Source organism: Bacillus sp. FSL E2-8868 (genome assembly GCF_038005505.1).
Classification (GTDB): domain Bacteria; phylum Bacillota; class Bacilli; order Bacillales; family Bacillaceae_G; genus Bacillus_A; species Bacillus_A mycoides.
The window spans coordinates 574,928-591,930 of the sequence record NZ_JBBOTI010000001.1 but is presented as its reverse complement, the minus strand read 5'-3'; the positions used below and the strand labels follow the sequence as shown (position 1 = coordinate 591,930).

The 17,003-nt window shown below is 35.4% G+C and carries 20 protein-coding genes; 4 read left to right on the top strand and 16 right to left on the bottom strand.

Annotated elements, in window-relative coordinates:
* Positions 1 to 91: 91 nt before the first annotated feature.
* From NSS74_RS03175 to comGA, 8 genes are all read right to left on the bottom strand, one after another.
* Positions 92 to 742: a 2OG-Fe(II) oxygenase gene (locus NSS74_RS03175; RefSeq protein WP_002088615.1), complete on the bottom strand. Its 651-nt coding sequence runs from the start codon at positions 740 to 742 to the stop codon at positions 92 to 94.
* 173 nt (positions 743 to 915) lie between these two features.
* Positions 916 to 1,287 carry a competence type IV pilus minor pilin ComGG gene (gene comGG, locus NSS74_RS03170; RefSeq protein WP_113734228.1) on the bottom strand — a complete coding sequence of 124 codons (372 nt, stop codon included), beginning with the start codon at positions 1,285 to 1,287 and terminating at the stop codon, positions 916 to 918.
* Entirely contained in the window at positions 1,284 to 1,745 is a 462-nt protein-coding gene (gene comGF, locus NSS74_RS03165; RefSeq protein WP_002088620.1) for a competence type IV pilus minor pilin ComGF, read from the bottom strand. The genes comGG and comGF overlap by 4 nt, the downstream gene beginning before the upstream one ends.
* Positions 1,729 to 2,025 (bottom strand): hypothetical protein, encoded by a 297-nt coding sequence (locus NSS74_RS03160; RefSeq protein ID WP_002088621.1) that lies wholly within the window; start codon positions 2,023 to 2,025, stop codon positions 1,729 to 1,731. The genes comGF and NSS74_RS03160 overlap by 17 nt, the downstream gene beginning before the upstream one ends.
* A complete protein-coding gene (gene comGD, locus NSS74_RS03155) occupies positions 2,018 to 2,473 on the bottom strand; it encodes a competence type IV pilus minor pilin ComGD (RefSeq protein ID WP_002088622.1) in 456 nt (151 codons plus the stop codon). The genes NSS74_RS03160 and comGD overlap by 8 nt, the downstream gene beginning before the upstream one ends.
* Complete coding sequence (gene comGC, locus NSS74_RS03150; RefSeq protein WP_002088623.1) at positions 2,470 to 2,769, bottom strand: competence type IV pilus major pilin ComGC; 300 nt, start codon at positions 2,767 to 2,769, stop codon at positions 2,470 to 2,472. Before comGC ends, comGD begins: the two co-directional genes overlap by 4 nt.
* 11 nt (positions 2,770 to 2,780) lie before the next feature.
* A complete protein-coding gene (gene comGB / locus NSS74_RS03145) occupies positions 2,781 to 3,818 on the bottom strand; it encodes a competence type IV pilus assembly protein ComGB (protein ID WP_002138336.1) in 1,038 nt (345 codons plus the stop codon).
* The gene (gene comGA / locus NSS74_RS03140) at positions 3,805 to 4,848 is read right to left on the bottom strand and encodes a competence type IV pilus ATPase ComGA (RefSeq protein ID WP_002014996.1); all 1,044 of its coding nucleotides are present in this window, start codon (positions 4,846 to 4,848) and stop codon (positions 3,805 to 3,807) included. The genes comGB and comGA overlap by 14 nt, the downstream gene beginning before the upstream one ends.
* 205 nt (positions 4,849 to 5,053) lie before the next feature.
* Between comGA and NSS74_RS03135 the strand changes: the two genes are divergently transcribed.
* The 3 genes from NSS74_RS03135 to NSS74_RS03125 all read left to right on the top strand — a co-directional run bounded on the left by NSS74_RS03135 (position 5,054) and on the right by NSS74_RS03125 (position 7,733).
* Positions 5,054 to 5,749 (top strand): helix-turn-helix transcriptional regulator, encoded by a 696-nt coding sequence (locus NSS74_RS03135; RefSeq protein ID WP_002014995.1) that lies wholly within the window; start codon positions 5,054 to 5,056, stop codon positions 5,747 to 5,749.
* A 239-nt stretch (positions 5,750 to 5,988) separates the two neighbouring features.
* Entirely contained in the window at positions 5,989 to 6,231 is a 243-nt protein-coding gene (locus NSS74_RS03130) for a DUF2626 domain-containing protein (RefSeq protein ID WP_002015110.1), read from the top strand.
* 107 nt (positions 6,232 to 6,338) lie between these two features.
* Positions 6,339 to 7,733 (top strand): L-cystine transporter, encoded by a 1,395-nt coding sequence (locus NSS74_RS03125; RefSeq protein WP_002138338.1) that lies wholly within the window; start codon positions 6,339 to 6,341, stop codon positions 7,731 to 7,733.
* Positions 7,734 to 7,813: 80 nt separating this feature from the next.
* Here the strand turns inward: NSS74_RS03125 and NSS74_RS03120 are convergent, their stop codons facing one another.
* Together NSS74_RS03120 and NSS74_RS03115 are read right to left on the bottom strand one after the other, a co-directional pair.
* Complete coding sequence (locus NSS74_RS03120; RefSeq protein WP_016100613.1) at positions 7,814 to 8,206, bottom strand: hypothetical protein; 393 nt, start codon at positions 8,204 to 8,206, stop codon at positions 7,814 to 7,816.
* 87 nt (positions 8,207 to 8,293) lie between these two features.
* The gene (locus tag NSS74_RS03115) at positions 8,294 to 8,509 is read right to left on the bottom strand and encodes a DUF3912 family protein (RefSeq protein WP_002015115.1); all 216 of its coding nucleotides are present in this window, start codon (positions 8,507 to 8,509) and stop codon (positions 8,294 to 8,296) included.
* Positions 8,510 to 8,761: 252 nt separating this feature from the next.
* Between NSS74_RS03115 and NSS74_RS03110 the strand changes: the two genes are divergently transcribed.
* Entirely contained in the window at positions 8,762 to 9,073 is a 312-nt protein-coding gene (locus NSS74_RS03110) for a hypothetical protein (RefSeq protein ID WP_002165070.1), read from the top strand.
* A gap of 37 nt (positions 9,074 to 9,110) precedes the next feature.
* Here NSS74_RS03110 and NSS74_RS03105 read toward each other — a convergent pair whose 3' ends face one another.
* From NSS74_RS03105 to NSS74_RS03080, 6 genes are all read right to left on the bottom strand, one after another.
* Complete coding sequence (locus tag NSS74_RS03105; RefSeq protein ID WP_002015119.1) at positions 9,111 to 9,599, bottom strand: hypothetical protein; 489 nt, start codon at positions 9,597 to 9,599, stop codon at positions 9,111 to 9,113.
* A gap of 108 nt (positions 9,600 to 9,707) precedes the next feature.
* The gene (locus NSS74_RS03100; protein WP_240380311.1) at positions 9,708 to 10,085 is read right to left on the bottom strand and encodes a nucleoside 2-deoxyribosyltransferase; all 378 of its coding nucleotides are present in this window, start codon (positions 10,083 to 10,085) and stop codon (positions 9,708 to 9,710) included.
* Between the two features lie 96 nt (positions 10,086 to 10,181).
* On the bottom strand, positions 10,182 to 10,424 hold the full coding sequence (locus NSS74_RS03095; RefSeq protein ID WP_085960924.1) for a DUF3966 domain-containing protein: 243 nt from the start codon (positions 10,422 to 10,424) through the stop codon (positions 10,182 to 10,184).
* Between the two features lie 242 nt (positions 10,425 to 10,666).
* Entirely contained in the window at positions 10,667 to 11,725 is a 1,059-nt protein-coding gene (locus NSS74_RS03090) for an undecaprenyldiphospho-muramoylpentapeptide beta-N-acetylglucosaminyltransferase (RefSeq protein ID WP_002067149.1), read from the bottom strand.
* An 18-nt stretch (positions 11,726 to 11,743) separates the two neighbouring features.
* A complete protein-coding gene (metH, locus tag NSS74_RS03085; protein WP_002143138.1) occupies positions 11,744 to 15,142 on the bottom strand; it encodes a methionine synthase in 3,399 nt (1,132 codons plus the stop codon).
* A complete protein-coding gene (locus NSS74_RS03080; RefSeq protein ID WP_002143140.1) occupies positions 15,142 to 16,974 on the bottom strand; it encodes a bifunctional homocysteine S-methyltransferase/methylenetetrahydrofolate reductase in 1,833 nt (610 codons plus the stop codon). Before NSS74_RS03080 ends, metH begins: the two co-directional genes overlap by 1 nt.
* Between the last annotated feature and the right edge of the window lie 29 nt (positions 16,975 to 17,003).

The window sequence follows — 17,003 nt, the reverse complement described above, 5'->3', positions numbered from 1 at the left end:
TAATAAAAAAACGTTTTGTTCTTCTTATGCTATGAAGAACAAAACGTAACATACTCACTATTTTCTCGTAATCAAACAAGCTGGCTCACTTTTACTTATAAGTACCTCTTCTCACCCACTGCGTTGCAATCCATTTCTCACCTTTCGTTACAGGTGCTCCTCCATGTAACGTAAGCTCATTTAGTAATTGATCTTGATAAAAATACTCAAAGTATACTGCCATTCCCTTTCTAGGGTGTACAGAAAGATTTAATTTTGGAAAGAATGTTTCCCCGCCTTCTTCTACATCATTTAAGTACATCACAAGAGTACTTATACGATTATTAGCAGCTGATCTGCTATGTTCTGCAAAATAATCATAGTGCGCTTTATATTCTTGATCCACTTCATAATTTAAAATGTGCAATCCTTCTCCATGCGCTACAGGAACATTCGTGATAGATGAAATTCGTTTTTCAATCTTCGAAGTAAGTTCATTCTCTTCCAAAAATGCACCACTACTCGTTCGAATATCATTTACATCACGTGATGAACCAACTTTAGAACGTTTCATATTATTTTTAGACAATTCAATCAATTCAGCGCACTCTTCATCACTTAATACATTTGCTAATACAACAATAAGAGGTTCTTCGAATTTTGAAATAATTTGTATTTCCCTATCCTCTGTCATAATCGTATTTCCTTTATGATCAAAAATAGTTTGTTCCTTACTTTCACCTATTTGATTGTTATTTGTCATTTTCTTATCTCCCTAGAAAAAATGATTGGATAGCATGAATATATCATATTCTTTCTACCTTTCTCTTTTTTGAGAAAATTTAAACTTTTGAACATCGTTCTTATCCCTTTCCTCAAAGAAATTGACTCCCTCCACAATAGAAACTCATGGTTCTTCTCCATATATTTTACATATTATCCTTCTACCCAATCAAATATTTTATTATCCTTTTCCCTATACCGAAAGCTCACTGTATAGAAAACTCTCTGTTTTGTAACACATTGCAACGAAATGATAATAACATCATTTTCAAAGACGTACTTTCCACTCACTTCTCCTCTTTCATACTGAAATAAAAAAACATCCTCTTTTTCTTTTTGCTGTAAGTCTCTTTTTATATCTGAAATAGCTCGATCAACAAGTTCCTCCATGAAAAAACTTTGTTCTATTTCAGAATAAAATTTTTTATCCGAAAGTAACATATTCGTTTCGTACATCAAAAATGAAATGAATAAAATAAGAAAAATAATTGTTCCTGGCATTACAAATCCATCTTGTTTTCTCATGTTTCTATCTCAATTTCACTATAGCGCACAGCCACGCCTTCATATATTTCACCACTTATATCTTTCACATATATATATAACAAATGAGGTGTTAATTTATACGAAATCGCTTCAATCCTTTGTAATATAAATTCCCTTCCGCGCATATTTACTTTTCTTATTAAATTACTATTCAACTTTTCATACGTCACCTGATCACCATTACGAAGTTGGAAGCGTAAAATATTCCCACCGTTTTCTAGCTCTATCTTCCTCCCACTTAATACTTCACGAAACTCTAATTGCATTTGTCCTAAAAACACATCCCACTCCCAGTCATTTAATCCTTTTGAATGTGTATTTTCTATCCCCATAATATGAAGACGCGGTAAAAGTAAAAAGAACATTGATAAAAGCAACAAACATGCAATCATTTCTATTAATGTAAATCCCGCTTCTTTTTTATTTTTCCTTTGCATAAAGGCATTGCTCCATCGCTTTTCCTCTCATATCTTTCCACATCGTACAAACTTCATCGCCTCTCCAATATGTGTAATATACAATTCCTTTTATGACTTGCTCTTTTACTCGCTTTTCCTCATTCTCATACTTAAATAAGGCCGCTTCTTTTTTTAATAATATTAATGCTTTATAGCTCATTTTTATATTTTTTCTTTCTTGCATAATTAATAATGTTTGCGGGAGCAATAACGATGCCGCCATCATTATTAAACTTAACGCTACAACCATTTCAACCATTACTGATCCTTTTTGACACTTCACGATACGTAAATCTCCCTCTTCCAAGCTGAAATACAATCTCATATTTATACCCTCGATAGGAAAGTAAAATCGTACCACCCCTATTAATATTCCCGCTCGGATTATATGTCATTGGATTTGGAAAGGTATGCAAATCCATTTGGACATCTTTATCATATTCTCTCTTAACAATTAATAGGTCTGTCTCCGATTCCGAAATATAATACATATGTTTCTCTTTAAACCAGCGTAACGTATAATGTTTTTGACGCTTAATCGCTAACTGCTGCATATACAAAATATCATTTGAAAACTGTTTCAAAAACTGCTCAACTTTTTGTTTTTCATGTAATGAAGTAACGTTAAAATGCGTAACAACACTCAGTACAGAAATAGCAAATAAGACAAGTAGCATTTCTAAAAGAGTAAAACCTTTTTGCTTCACGATTTCCCAGCTGATACCGTACCATCATCGGAAATATGGATTGGTTCACCTTTCGGACAAGTTTTTGAAGTAATATACTTTCCTGTTTCAAGTTCCTCTATTGATGGAATCTTATTATGTTGCAAGTGATATGCTTGTATTTGTGCTTCTATAGATTTCACATAGGCTGCACATCCTTTTCCTTGGACGGATGAGCGCTGTGTAACTACATTTGGAATAATTAATAGTAATAATACAGTTATGACAACCATAACTAATAACATTTCTAAAAGAGTAAAACCCTCCTCATTCTGCATGTAAATGCCCCCTATATAGAATTCATCATTTGAAACATCGGCATAATCATCGCTAAGTACATCAAAATGACTATAACCCCAAGACATGTAAATAAAATGGGTTGAATCACAAATAACATACGTTTAATTTTTTGTTCTACCTTTTCAATAATGAGCTCACTGTAATCACCAAGCTCATTTGCTAAATTACCGTTTGCTTGTCCATGCGTAATGATATAAGAAAGTTCTTTCTCGTAATAACCGCTTTTATCAATAATAGATTGTAACGGTTCTCCTGCAATTAATTGCCGCTCAATTCGGTCTGCTTCATACTGAAAGAACGGATGATACTTTTGCTTCATCATTATTGTTAATGCTTCGTGTACGGACAATCCACCGTGTAATAAACCACTTAATTGAGTGGAAAAATAATGCGAATGATTTAAAATAAGAAATGTTTTCATAAGGGGAATACGGATCATAATCTTTACCTTTTGAGTAGGCGGAAGTTTTCGGAAATAAAATATATATATACTAAATCCCGTTATAACGATAAGAACAATCATATAAATGAAGTAGGGTAATAATTTAATTGCAACTAAAATTTGCTCCGTAAGTGGTGGTGCTGTAGAACGTAAAGAACTATACATCATTTCAAACTGAGGCAATAAAATGAGGTTAAAAACAGAAAGCATAATCATTAAAAAAAATGATAAAAACATAGGATATCGCATTACTTTCATCATATCTTTCCTATATTTATCTTTCTTGTAAAGAAGTACGCTTCCTTGTTGCAAAGCAAAAGAAATGTCACCATGTCGCTCTGCATAAAACAAATAACTTAACATCTCAGAGTGAAACATTAATTGGTGAAAAGAAGCGTGCAAACTTTGTCCATTTTTCAATCCCTCGATCATACGCTGTAACTGTAATTTCTTTCCTAATGGTAGTTGCAACTGCAAAAATTCTAACGCCTGCAAAAGTGAGTAACCTTTCTCTAATAAATCACTTAATCTTTTACATAATAATGCTTGATCACTTAAACTCCATTTTCTCTTAAACATATACATCTTCTTCTAAAAAGCCTAAAGCATACCCTTTTCGAACCGACGATTCCAACGTTTTATAGTGATACGTAACATGTTCTCCACTTGCTTCTTTAATCGCTTGTTTTAATTCATATCCATATAACAGTTCATAAATGCTTGCCTGTCTCACTTTCCTCATTGATTTACATAAAGTTGCACACTTCCCTCTGCAAAATGGACATTTTAATTCGACGAGCCGCTGAGCAGCTACTGCTAATAATGATTGTTCAATTTCTTGCCTTGTAATACCATAATCCATAAATCGTAGTATCGCTCCTTTCGCATCATTTGTATGCAAGGTTGTCATTACTAAATGTCCCGTCAAACTGGCCCTTACAGCTACTTTTGCTGTTTCTTCATCACGAATTTCGCCAACTAAAATAATATCTGGATCATGACGCAAAATAGCCTTTAATCCCGTTTTATATGTGATACCAGCTTTTTCATTTATTTGAATTTGTAATAAACCGTCTTTTCTTTGCTCAACTGGATCTTCCAGTGTAATGATGCGACGTGTTTGCCATTTTCTAGCTACTTCTAATAACGCATACATTGTTGTTGTTTTTCCAGAACCAGTTGGCCCAGTAAATACGAGTAACCCATGAGAATGCTTTAAAAAAGAGAGTAATTTTTCCGCTGAACTTGGAAATAACGAAAGATGAGACAGTGGCTGTACAGATGCTTGTAAATGGAGGCGAATAACGAGACTTTCTTGATATACTGTTGGAAGTGTTGAAAGGCGTAAATACACTTCTTGTCCATCAATTTGTAAGTACAACGAACCATTTTGAGGTTTTCTCCTCTCTCCTATATCCATTGATGCTAAAAATTTAAAGTGTGAAACAAGCTTTTCTCCAAATTCTTTCTCAATACACCGTTTCGTAATTAAATCTTTTCCAATACGTAATTGAATCGCCACATCCTTCTGCCTGGGCACAATATGTAAGTCCGATGCTTGCACCCTACAAGCTTCTTTCATAATCATATTTGCAAAAAGCTCGACACTATTCATCAAGTTTCCCTCCTCACTATGTATATATCATAAAAAAATGCACAAGAAAAATTAGAGATTTTGTATTTTCACTAAGAGAAAAAGGAAAAATATGTTTGTGAAATTATGAACAATTTCTGAACTATTGTCTGAAATTACCTATATAGAAGTTTATCTGTATTATAATGTTAATATCTTGGATAAAGTGATAAAGGTGGAGATCCTCATGGAACAAGCTTTAAAAATTACAGGTGTGTTATCTGACCCTACTCGTTATTACATTTATAAATATATTTCGCAAAAACATAATTACGTAACTGTACAAGAAATTGCAGATGAGTTTAACATTCATCCAAACGTGGCGCGTTTACATTTATCAAAATTAGAAGATGTTAATATGCTCAAATCAGAAACAAAAAAAACTGGGAAAGGCGGCAGACCAAGCAGACTATACGTCTTGTCTCAAGATGTCATCCAGTTACAATTCCCATTTCGCGATTATCAATTATTAGCACAGATAGCATTTAATTCACTACTAAGCTTAGGTAGCGCCGGTGAAAAAGCGCTATATGAAACAGGAAAACAATTCGGCAAAGAATTAATGCAACAACATATGCATCGCTTAAATGTAAGTGCAGAAGCATTGACGATAGAACAAAAAATGCTAATCGCAAAAGAAGCATTCTCAACAGCTGGCTTATCCCCTGCTTTTGAATTAAGTACAGATGGCACAAAAATTTTCTATGATGTACACAATTGCCCATTTAAAGAAGTTGCTGCGCATCATCCGACTGAAATTTGTAACATGCACGGAGATATGATGAAGGGGATTTTTGAAATCCTATTCCCGAACGTGGAATTAACACGAAACGATAGTCTACTAGATGGATGCAAATCTTGTAACTATAAAGTGAAACTTTAATCAGTGGGGGTTTACGGGCAGTTGATCTCCCACCTAACTTCTTTGCTCAAGCCGAATTTTGAGGTGGGAGTTTTACTGCCCACAAATAGCGGGATAAAGTTCAAATTTAGTTTTTCAACTAAGAAGAAGTCAATATTATAATTGGCTTCTTTTTTATATGAATGAATATTTACAATAGTTAGAAAAATAAACTATAATGAAAAGAGGTTTTACTTTTTTTAGAAAAGGAGGGAGATGGCATGGAGCGCATGTTTCGCGTTCTCGGCTTTTGGACTGGAATTTTCTCGGTTATGTTTTACGTAGGGGATATGCATTCGACCGCACTACTATTTTTAGGACAAACAGGATTCTTCGTACTTTTAAGTTATTTAAAATTAACAGAGCGTATGTATATATACGTATTCGGGGCATATTTAACCGTTTTCTTCATCGGATTTACATGGTACACAACATTTTTACTTGTCCCTGGAGCTGGGCATTAAGAGATGGCAAATTGCCATCTTTTTTTTAATTCCGTAATTCCCTAGTTGACTTATAGGTTTTATTACCTTATATTCTATATAACACATTGGAATTAGGGGGAATCAACATGAATACACTGCTTGTCGGGATTAACATCACAGTCATGCTCATTTTAGTTGGCGTATTGTATTATATGCAACGTAAGCATGTATCTTTTAATAAACGTGTATTTACTGCTTTAGGAGTCGGAATTATCTTTGGTCTTATATTACAATTTATTTATGAACCTACTTCTAAAGTAATTATCGAATCAAATACCTGGTTTAGTTTAATTGGTAACGGTTATGTGAAATTACTTCAAATGATCGTTATGCCACTTATTTTAGTATCTATTATTTCAGCATTTACAAAATTACAATTAACGAAAAACCTTGGTAAAATCAGTGGTCTTATTATCGGAATTTTAATTCTTACTACAGGAATTGCCGCAGCTGTCGGTATAGCTGCAAGCGCAGGATTTGATGTATCAGCAACAGGTTTACAACAAGGTGATGCAGAATCTGCTCGTCTGAAATTAGTAGAAGAAAGATTTACTTCTATTGAAAAGACAACAATTCCAGACAAATTGTTAGAACTGTTGCCTACGAATCCTTTTCTTGATTTAACAGGTGCTCGTCCAACATCAACAATTTCTGTTGTAATATTTGCAGCCTTTATCGGGATTGCCTTTATAGGTGTAAAACGAAAATATCCAGAACAAGCAGAGCTATTTAAGAAAATGCTTGATGCTGTATATGCAATCGTGATGCGTATGGTAACATTAATTTTACGTCTTACTCCATACGGCGTATTAGCTCTTATGGCAAAGACAGTTGCTGGTAGCGATATTAACGCTATTTTAAAACTTGGTAACTTCGTGTTAGCATCTTACGTAGCTCTTATCGTAATGTTTATCATTCACTTATTATTAATCGCATTATCTGGTTTAAATCCAATTCAATATTTGAAAAAAGTGTTCCCTGTATTAACATTTGCATTCACATCTCGCTCTAGTGCTGGTGCAATGCCATTAAATATTGAAGCTCAAAAAGAAAAGCTTGGTATTTCTGAAGGAATCGCTAACTTCGCTGCATCCTTTGGGGTATCTATCGGTCAAAACGGTTGCGCAGGTATTTATCCAGCAATGCTTGCTATGATGGTCGCTCCAACTGTAGGAATTGATCCATTACAACCACAATTCATTTTAACTTTAATCGCTGTCGTTGCTATTAGCTCATTCGGTGTTGCCGGTGTTGGTGGCGGTGCAACATTCGCAGCGTTAATCGTACTATCTACAATGAACTTACCAATCGGCATTGTCGCTCTTGTTATCTCAGTTGAACCATTAATCGATATGGGTCGTACAGCTCTTAACGTAAGTGGTTCTATGACAGCAGGTCTTATTTCTAGTAAATGGCTTGGTGAATTAGATCAGGATACGTACAATCAAGATGATGTAAAAACTGGTGAAATTGCTTCATAATAAAAAAGGACGCTAACAATTTATACTGTTAGCGTCTTTTTTATTATGTTCCATCTCTATACATCTTCTCTTGAAAGTTATCACTCCAAGTATTCTTCTAGTTGCTCTTTTAACTCTTCCTCAATCTCATAACAAGATTCATCAACAAGTTCCCCTACTTTCTTACTCCCCCAAATGCTTAATTGAATTTGCATTCCTAAAAAGATTCTTTCGCATTTCCAAATTGGAATATTATAAAATCCAATCATCTCTTTTTCTTCATCTAATATAGCTATGGCAACTGATGAATAATAACCCACCTCAAAAGGATGCTCTTTATCTTTAACAAGTCCCATAGATAGTTCCATGTTTTTCTCTATGTATAAATATGAATACTCTTTAAAAAGTTCAAGTGATATTCGCTCTATTCCATTCTCCATACATTGAATCTTCTCTTTCAACTCCAATGTAAGCTCCTGTGCTTTATATTTCATTTCCGCCTCCTTAAACATAGAAAAAGAGAATACAATAACATATTCTCTTTTCTCAAATATATTTCATTATCTCACAGCCCGTCCCTTTCACAAATAACCATTTTGCTCGCACCATGTATGAAATTGTCCTACATCTACTCCAACTAACACGATATCCTTTAGCTCTACATCAATACTTTGTTCTCCAATTACAATAGCAAAATGGGATTCTAATTGTTTTTCATTTTTCTTTACAGTTCCAATTCGGTTCCGATGCGGCCCATCTTTTATATATGCTTTTTGTCCTACAATATCAAAGTTCAAGATTCTCACCTCTTTTACTGCGCTCAAATTGGAAATACAATCTCCACCTCGGAAAATTTCCTTTCATTGCACTATTTCTCTATATATATGACGAAACAATAAAAGAGTCCTTCCTTCTTTACAATTATTTTTTCTTTGTTTCATTTTTATGATTGAAACGTAAAGTTTATAATAAAATACACTTGGAAGCGCTTTCTACGTAATTTTTTATGTTATAATATAAAAGTAGAACTTCGTAAAGAGGGTTAAAAAATGAATATAAACATGATTAACAAAGTAATTGAAGCATTAAAAGTATATGGCTTTCAGGATGTATCATTCTGTGAAGAAACGAAGCAATTTTTATTTCATAACGAAACCGATATTATGAGCGGCTATGCAGAAATAACATATAGTAGTCAATTCGAAAAATTTAACGTACAAATTCATCCAATTGAAACGCATCACCAAGCAGAGTTACAAGAGGTTGAAAGACATATACAAGCTTGCATACGAAAAGTAGAGTATTTAAATGCACTTCTTACTGGACAAACAAAGCTAGATGATAAAATTATTATTATGTAAAAAAAAAAAGAACGTGAAGCTATCACGTTCTTTTTCATTATACGTTCATTTTCCCCTTCAGCTGTAATCCTGTAACAGATTCTAATACATCCATCGCTTCTTCAAACGTCATATCAAAAATTGTCTTCTCTTCTATATAGGGAAACTGTCTAAAGCGCTTTTCTAACATTTTCACTGCATCCGATGTGAAGTTTGCGCTATCAATGCCAAATTCTGTTTCAAGAAGCACAATCCAATCTAACACATGAAAGCCTAATCCATTTACGAATGAAATAAGTTTTTCTTCTGGCTGTGGAGATAAGAATACGTTTCGCTCCAGCTCACTGAAAAGTTCTTCTCCTAAAATTCCTGCTAACTCATCATCATGTTCGCGTTCAATAATCTCTTCATAACCGTAATCATCAACAAGCTCTTCTACTTCTTCACTATCCGCAAAAAGCAATTGACTAAGAATTGCATCTTTCTTAAATTCACTGTTTTGTACAACCTCTAAAAAACTTGTTTCCCATCCATTTTCTAATTTCATATTTATAACTCCTTTATATGCTTTACTTATAATAACTGTGCCCAAAATAGCCTAATGGTAACCTTCACTCTTTTTTTGCAAGAAATATTTCTCACTGCATTCCCACGTCTAACATTCCACTTTATTCAATATATATGAGACAAGCCCCTCAATTTCTCCTTCGAAAATATCAACTTCTCGTAAATGGTAGAATGTCGTTTGCAACTCATTGCCCTTGTGATATATATAAATTTTCTTTTCTAAAGCAATTGCCATCCCTAATTCTGTATGACTTCCATTCCCACCCTCTAGTATGAGTAAGAAAATATCAGCTTCTCGTATCGCTTCTTGTTCTTCTTCACCAATCTTTTGCAATTGTTCTCTATTGGTTGCTCTTTCATTTTTCGTCCAATCATATGTATGCTGCCATCCCACTTCTTTCAACTGGCTTGATACGAAACGAACAAGATGTTTATTTTGAAATCCTGAAGCAATATAAAATTTCATTTATATTCACTCCTTAAATATGTATGGGGAAACTCCTTTTTTAGCGTTAATGGGATTTTTTCAAAAAAATCCCCATCCTTAGAACTTATTTGCGTTTCAATGATGGGGTGCCTCATGATCTTCTTTTATTTTTTGTTTTTTATAACTTTCATCAGCTAACATTTCTAGTTCAGCTGTTATTTCTGATTTTTCAAGCTCTCGTTCTTGTGAAAATTTCCGTGAAATATAAACAATAACACTACCAACGTACAACACAAAGCATATAATAAGTGCAGTATTTTCATAGAGACTTAGCTCCAACACAGTCACTCCTAATCCATTCGTATTTTCACGCTTAATCAATTGGAATTTCCCTATTAACCATTTGTTACCCCGCATTAACGGGCAGTAAGACCCCCACCTCAAAATTCAGCGAAAACAAAGAAGTTAGGTGTGGGATTAACTGCCCGTAAAAGCCCGATTGGTTCAACTAATAATCAGTGGGGATGAACCCCCCACTGATTAAAGTTTCACTTTATTGTAACATAAAAATATCAATTCTTGGAATCTTTCATCCTACTAAAAAAGACATGATTGTTTAATCATGCCTCTGAAATATGTTGAATGATAGTTTTAATCGCTTCTTTTCCATTATATTTTTTTAATGCTGTTTTATACGTCTCATTATTATGAGATAGCTCTTCTATATGCTTTATAAGTGAGTTCACCGTTACATCCTCTTCATATAATACCGATGCATACCCTTGTCTTTTAAAGGATTCAGCATTTAAAATTTGATCTCCACGGCTTGCAAATTTCGATAACGGAATTAAAACCATCGGCTTTTGCATTGTTAAAAATTCAAAAATCGCGTTGGATCCCGCACGCGAAATAACAAAATCTGTTGCTGCTAATATATCCGGCAACTCTTCATGTACATATTCAAATTGTCTATATCCTTCTTTATTTTGTAAGGATTCATCAAGATTTCCTTTTCCGCAAAGATGCACAATTTGATAATTTTTCAGAAGATCTGGAAGTGCCGATCGAACCGTTTCATTAATTTTCTTTGCGCCTAAACTTCCTCCCATAACAGTAATAACTGATTTCTTCCGGGAAAACCCTAGAAACTTTAAACCTTTTTCAAGATTTCCTCTTAGTACGTCTTCACGTACAGGCGATCCTGTATATATTACTTTTTCTTTCGGTAAATGTTTCGCTGCTTCTTCAAATGTAACAAATATTTTCGAGGCAAAACGGAGCGCAATTTTATTTGCTAGTCCAGGTGTCATATCAGATTCATGTAATAAAACTGGCACTCTATTTAGCCACCCTCCTATTACGACTGGTACGGATACGAAACCACCTTTTGAAAAAATAACATCCGGTTTTAGTTTGCGAATTGTTACGTACGCATCCATAACACCCTTCATCACGAGAAAAGGATCTTTTATATTTTTCAAATCAAAATAACGACGTAGCTTCCCGCTTGCAATACTATGGTATGGGATTCCTTCTTTTTCTATAATCGTTTTCTCAATCCCTTGATGAGAACCAATATAAGAGATATCCCAGTTCTGCTTTTGTAAATGTGGAATAATTGCTAAATTAGGTGTTACATGTCCGGCCGAACCGCCACCTGTAAAGACTATTTTTTTCATACGTCTCCCCCTTCTACACTATAGTACACTAAAATACCTTGCCTCAGGGTGAGAAAATACCATAGCCGTTACAGACGCTTCTGGCTCCATCATAAATCCTTCTGTTAATGAAATACCTATTTCTTCTGGATGAATTAAGCGAAATAATTTTTCTTGATCAGCAAGTTCTGGGCATGCTGGATAACCAAATGATACGCGTATTCCTCTATATTTTGTACGGAATCTCTCTTCCATCGTCAGTTCAGGTGAATCTGGAATTCCCCAACGATCACGAATGAGCATATGTGTTTTTTCAGCAAGTCCTTCTGCTAATTCAAGTGCTAACGACTGAATCGCATGACTGCGTAAATAATCTCCCTTCGCCTTCCATTCCTCTGCAATATCTCGAACCCCTTCTCCAACGGTAACAGATAAGAAAGCGACATAATCCATCTCATCTCCAATCGGGCGTATATAATCTCCTAAAGTACGGTATGGTGCTTTCCCTTGTCTCGGAAATTCAAATCGCTCTATAATACGTGTGTGATCTTCCGGATCGTATATAATTATATTTTGTCCATCACTTTGCGCCGGGAAAAATTGATACACTGCTTTTGGGCGTAGCCAAGATTGTCCTTCTTGTAATAATTCATCAATTAAATCATTTAGCTCATGTGCTCTTTTATCCCCTTCTTGCAAGAGTTTTTTTACGTTTCCTTTTAACCCAAGATGGTGTCCAATTAACATTTGTCTATTTAAAAACGGTGCAAGATGAAGGGCAGGAATATCCCGTAATACAACTCGTTTCGTCGAATCTGGTATCATAACAGTTGCTTTTGGCAACGGCTCAATAACTGCGGGAATTTCTATTTTTTTCTCCTCTTGTTTCACAATATGAAGATGGCGTTCCTTTTTATCTCGCTTCATCTTTTCACGTTCTTCTTCTTTTTGTAATTTGTTAATAATATCAAGACCTGTCATTGCATCACTTGCATAACATACGAGCCCTTTATAAGATGGAGAAATACGATTATCTGTAAATTTCCTCGTTAGTGCTGCACCACCTACAACAATTGGAATATCAATATTCGCTGCTTTTAAATCTTCAGCAGTCGTTACCATTTGTTGCGCTGATTTTACTAACAAACCAGAAAGGCCAATAATATCAGGTTTCTTTTCTTGTACTTCTTGAACAATTCGATCCGAACGAACATTAATTCCTAAATTAATAATTTCATATCCGTTATTTGATAAAATAATTTCAACAAGGTTTTTCCCAATATCATGTACGTCTCCTTTAACAGTCGCTAATAATACTTTCCCTTTTTTTGCACTCTCACTAGATTCCATATGTGGCTCTAAATAACTTACGGCAGCTTTCATACTTTCAGCACTTTGCAATACTTCAGCAACGATAAGCTCATTACCATTAAATAATCGCCCCACCTCATCCATTCCTGTCATAAGCGGCCCGTTAATAATATCCAGAGGTTTTCGTCCTTCTGTAAGCGCGAGACTTAGATCTTCTTGTAGTCCTTGCTTCGTACCTTCTACAATATAATTTGCCAGTCGTTCATCAAGTGTTAGCGTTTCTTGTATAACGACATCTTTCTTTTTGGCAACACGATAAAAGTTTGTAAATTTTTCTAACGTCTCTTTCGTCGTTTCAAATAATAATGCATCCGCAAGACGTTTTTCTTCCTCTGGAATTAACGCATAGCGTTCTAATTTTTCCGTATTAACAATCGCATAATCTAATCCTGCTTTCGTTGCATGATATAGAAAGACAGAGTTTAATACTTCACGTCCAGCTGGTGGTAAACCAAAAGATATATTACTCACACCTAGAATCGTTAAACATTCTGGTAACGCTTCTTTAATAAGACGAATTCCTTCTATAGTCGCTGCCGCTGAACCTATATATTCTTCATCACCTGTTCCTACAGGAAACACAAGCGCATCAAAAATAATATCAGATGGGCGTATACCATACTTTTTCGTTAGTAATTCATAGCTTCTTTTAGCAATCTCTATCTTTCTTTCTGCACTAACTGCCATACCATCTTCATCAATTGTCCCTACAACTATCGCAGCACCGTATTTCCGAAGAAGGGGTGTCACTTTTTCAAAACGTTCTTCTCCATCCTCTAAATTAATAGAATTGATAACACCTTTTCCTTGAATATAAGTAAGAGCTTTCGCCATAACATTTTCATCTGTTGAATCAATCATAATCGGTACTTTTAACACTTTCGTAACTTCTGCCAAGAATCTTTCCATATCTTCTATTTCATCACGATCAGGGTCTGCCATACAAATATCAATAATATGAGCATTTTTCTTCACTTGCGCTCTTGCCACTTCAGCAGCCTCTTCAAATTTCCCTTCTGCTACTAATCTTTTAAACTTACGCGATCCAATTACATTCGTCCTTTCTCCAACAAATAAAGGCCTCATAGAATCATCGTATTGCAACGCTTCTAGTCCACTAATTCCATGTCCAACCCTTTCATGATGCTCACGAGGGTTAATCGAGGCAAGCACCGATTTCATTACACGTATATGTTCTGGTGTTGTGCCACAACAACCACCAATAATATTAATCCATCCTTCTTCAGCAAAACGTTTTACTTTTTCAGCAAGTGACGCTGGAGATTCGTGATAATGCCCATCTTCATCAGGAAGACCAGCGTTTGGATAACACGAAATATAACACTCCGATAAATCAGATAGGGAACGTATATGTTCCCTCATAAATTCTGGACCAGTAGCACAGTTTAATCCAACCGATAATGGCTTCATATGCTCTACCGATAAATAAAAGGCTTCGATCGTTTGACCCGCTAAAGTCGTTCCCATCGGTTCAATTGTTCCAGAAATCATAATAGGTACTATTTTGTTTAGTTCTTCAAACGCCGATTGAATTCCAATGTACGCAGCTTTCACATTACGCATATCTTGACTCGTTTCAACGAGTAATACATCAACTTCTCCTCTTAATAGTCCTCTCGCTTGCCTTGTATAGGCTTCAATTAACTCTTCAAAAGTCACACCACCTGTAACACTAATCGCTTTCGTCGTTGGTCCCATCGCTCCCGCAACATACACTTCTTTCCCACTTTCTTTAACCGCTTGCTTCGCCAAAAGCGCTGCCCTTTCGTTTAACTCTTCATCTAAATGAGACAATGCATAATCACTTAATACAATATTTGTTGCACCAAACGTATTCGTTTCAATAATATCTGCTCCAGCTTCAATGTAGACTTTATGAATATTTAAAATAACATCCGGTCTTGTTTTTACTAAATATTCATTACAACCTTCGTATTCTTCTCCTCCAAAATCTTCCGCTGTTAAGTCTTCTTGCTGGATCATCGTTCCCATTGCACCATCTAATATTAAAATTTCATGTTGTAATCTCTCTTCTATTCGTTTCATCAATTAATACCTTCTTTCAGTTCTTGCTTTTCTCTCACATATTTCACGAGTTGTTCTGTAATTTCATATTTTAAAAACGGTGTAATAAGATAAATACCGTTAAAGTATTTCATCGCCGCATCGATCAACTCTTGTGAAATACGAATCCCTTCCTCTATGGCTGCCTCTTTCGTTTCATGTCCACCCATTCTTTGTCTTATCTCTTCAGGGAGAGTAATACCCGGCACTTCAAAATGAAGAAAATCTGCGTTCCGCTTACTTACTAACGGCATAATTCCAATAAAGATAGGTTGTTCCAAATGCTTTGTCGCTTCATATACTTCTTCTATTAAAGCAACATCATATATCGGCTGCGTTAAGAAATATTCAGCACCAGCATCAATTTTTCGTTCCATTCGCTTGACCGCTGCTTTTAAATGCCTTACATGAGGATTGAATGCACCTCCAACAGAAAATCTTGTTGCCGGACCAATTGATTTCCCTAAAATAGAGCGTCCGTCGTTCATCTCTTTAATCATTTTAATGAGCTCTATCGATGACAAATCATATACAGAAGTTGCACCTGGGAAATCACCAACGCGCGCTGGATCACCAGTTAAAGCTAGCACTTCCTCCATACCTAATGCTGATAATCCAAGTAAGTGAGACTGTAGTCCAATGACGTTATGGTCTCTACACGTTAAATGCGTCAATACTGGAATATCATGCTTCGTTAATAATGCACCCATAGCCATATTCGAAACACGAGGAGATGCTAATGAATTATCTGCTAGAGTAATAGCATCCGCTCCAGCCCTTTTCAGTGCTCTTGCCCCTTCAAAAAAACGCTGCGTGTCTAACGTTTTCGGTGGATCTAATTCCACTACAACTGTCGTTTGTTTCTTTGCCTTTTCTGCTAGAGTAACATGAGCTCTCGAACGCTTCTCATGTGTATGGACCACTTTAGGCCTTTGAATCGTCTCCTTTGCTATTACAGGTGCAACATTTGCAATAGCACGTTTCATTCCTTCAATATGTTCCGGGGTAGTACCACAACAACCACCTAATAAACGAATACCTTGTTCAATAAATTTCGGTGTCATTTCTTCAAAATACGCTGGACTTCCCTCATATACGTAACGCCCTTCCACATAATTCGGGAGACCTGCATTCGGATATGCTGATAAATAGCCATTTTGAGGAATCGATATCATTTTGAAAGCTTCCGTCATGTGAAGCGGGCCTAGTTGACAGTTCAACCCAACAACATTGGCACCGTAATCTAAAAGCTGTTTTAATATTTCATTGACATCATTCCCATTTTGAGTCGTACCTGCCTCATGTAACGCTAACTGAGCAACAATCGGAATATTCGTTTGTTTACGCAATACTTTAACCGCATGCAATAATTCAAATTCATCATAAAAAGTTTCTAATAGTAATCCATCAACCTGTTCTTCTAGTAAAGCACCTGCCTGCTCAAGTAACATAAATTCTCGCTCTATATCAGTCGTTGTAACAGCACCAATATGTTTCATACCTCCAATTGTCCCTAAAATTGCATTCCGATCTGTTACTGATGCTTTCGCAATATTCACTGCCGCTTTATTAATTTGGACAACTTGATTTTCTAGACCATACATGCGGAGTTTCGCTTCATTCGCACCATACGTATTCGTTTGAATAACATCCGCTCCAGCAGCTACATATTGTTTATGGATCGATATAATTAAGTCCGGATCAGACAAATTCAATTCTTCAAAACTACTTTGTAAACCATGCGAATGTAATAACGTTCCAACCGCACCATCACCTATTACAATTCCTTTTGATAATAAATCTAGTAATTTCACGAATCTCCCTCATTTCTATCAATATAAAA

What these genes read in the sequence shown, in the direction of transcription:
- NSS74_RS03175 (WP_002088615.1), bottom strand. Translation starts at nt 742, where the DNA reads ATGACAAATAACAATCAAATAGGTGAAAGTAAGGAACAAACTATTTTT.
- comGG (WP_113734228.1), bottom strand. Translation starts at nt 1,287, where the DNA reads ATGAGAAAACAAGATGGATTTGTAATGCCAGGAACAATTATTTTTCTT.
- comGF (WP_002088620.1), bottom strand. Translation starts at nt 1,745, where the DNA reads ATGCAAAGGAAAAATAAAAAAGAAGCGGGATTTACATTAATAGAAATG.
- NSS74_RS03160 (WP_002088621.1), bottom strand. Translation starts at nt 2,025, where the DNA reads ATGGTTGAAATGGTTGTAGCGTTAAGTTTAATAATGATGGCGGCATCG.
- comGC (WP_002088623.1), bottom strand. Translation starts at nt 2,769, where the DNA reads ATGCAGAATGAGGAGGGTTTTACTCTTTTAGAAATGTTATTAGTTATG.
- comGB (WP_002138336.1), bottom strand. Translation starts at nt 3,818, where the DNA reads ATGTATATGTTTAAGAGAAAATGGAGTTTAAGTGATCAAGCATTATTA.
- comGA (WP_002014996.1), bottom strand. Translation starts at nt 4,848, where the DNA reads ATGAATAGTGTCGAGCTTTTTGCAAATATGATTATGAAAGAAGCTTGT.
- NSS74_RS03135 (WP_002014995.1), top strand. Translation starts at nt 5,054, where the DNA reads ATGGAACAAGCTTTAAAAATTACAGGTGTGTTATCTGACCCTACTCGT.
- NSS74_RS03130 (WP_002015110.1), top strand. Translation starts at nt 5,989, where the DNA reads ATGGAGCGCATGTTTCGCGTTCTCGGCTTTTGGACTGGAATTTTCTCG.
- NSS74_RS03125 (WP_002138338.1), top strand. Translation starts at nt 6,339, where the DNA reads ATGAATACACTGCTTGTCGGGATTAACATCACAGTCATGCTCATTTTA.
- NSS74_RS03120 (WP_016100613.1), bottom strand. Translation starts at nt 8,206, where the DNA reads ATGAAATATAAAGCACAGGAGCTTACATTGGAGTTGAAAGAGAAGATT.
- NSS74_RS03110 (WP_002165070.1), top strand. Translation starts at nt 8,762, where the DNA reads ATGAATATAAACATGATTAACAAAGTAATTGAAGCATTAAAAGTATAT.
- NSS74_RS03105 (WP_002015119.1), bottom strand. Translation starts at nt 9,599, where the DNA reads ATGAAATTAGAAAATGGATGGGAAACAAGTTTTTTAGAGGTTGTACAA.
- NSS74_RS03100 (WP_240380311.1), bottom strand. Translation starts at nt 10,085, where the DNA reads ATGAAATTTTATATTGCTTCAGGATTTCAAAATAAACATCTTGTTCGT.
- NSS74_RS03090 (WP_002067149.1), bottom strand. Translation starts at nt 11,725, where the DNA reads ATGAAAAAAATAGTCTTTACAGGTGGCGGTTCGGCCGGACATGTAACA.
- metH (WP_002143138.1), bottom strand. Translation starts at nt 15,142, where the DNA reads ATGAAACGAATAGAAGAGAGATTACAACATGAAATTTTAATATTAGAT.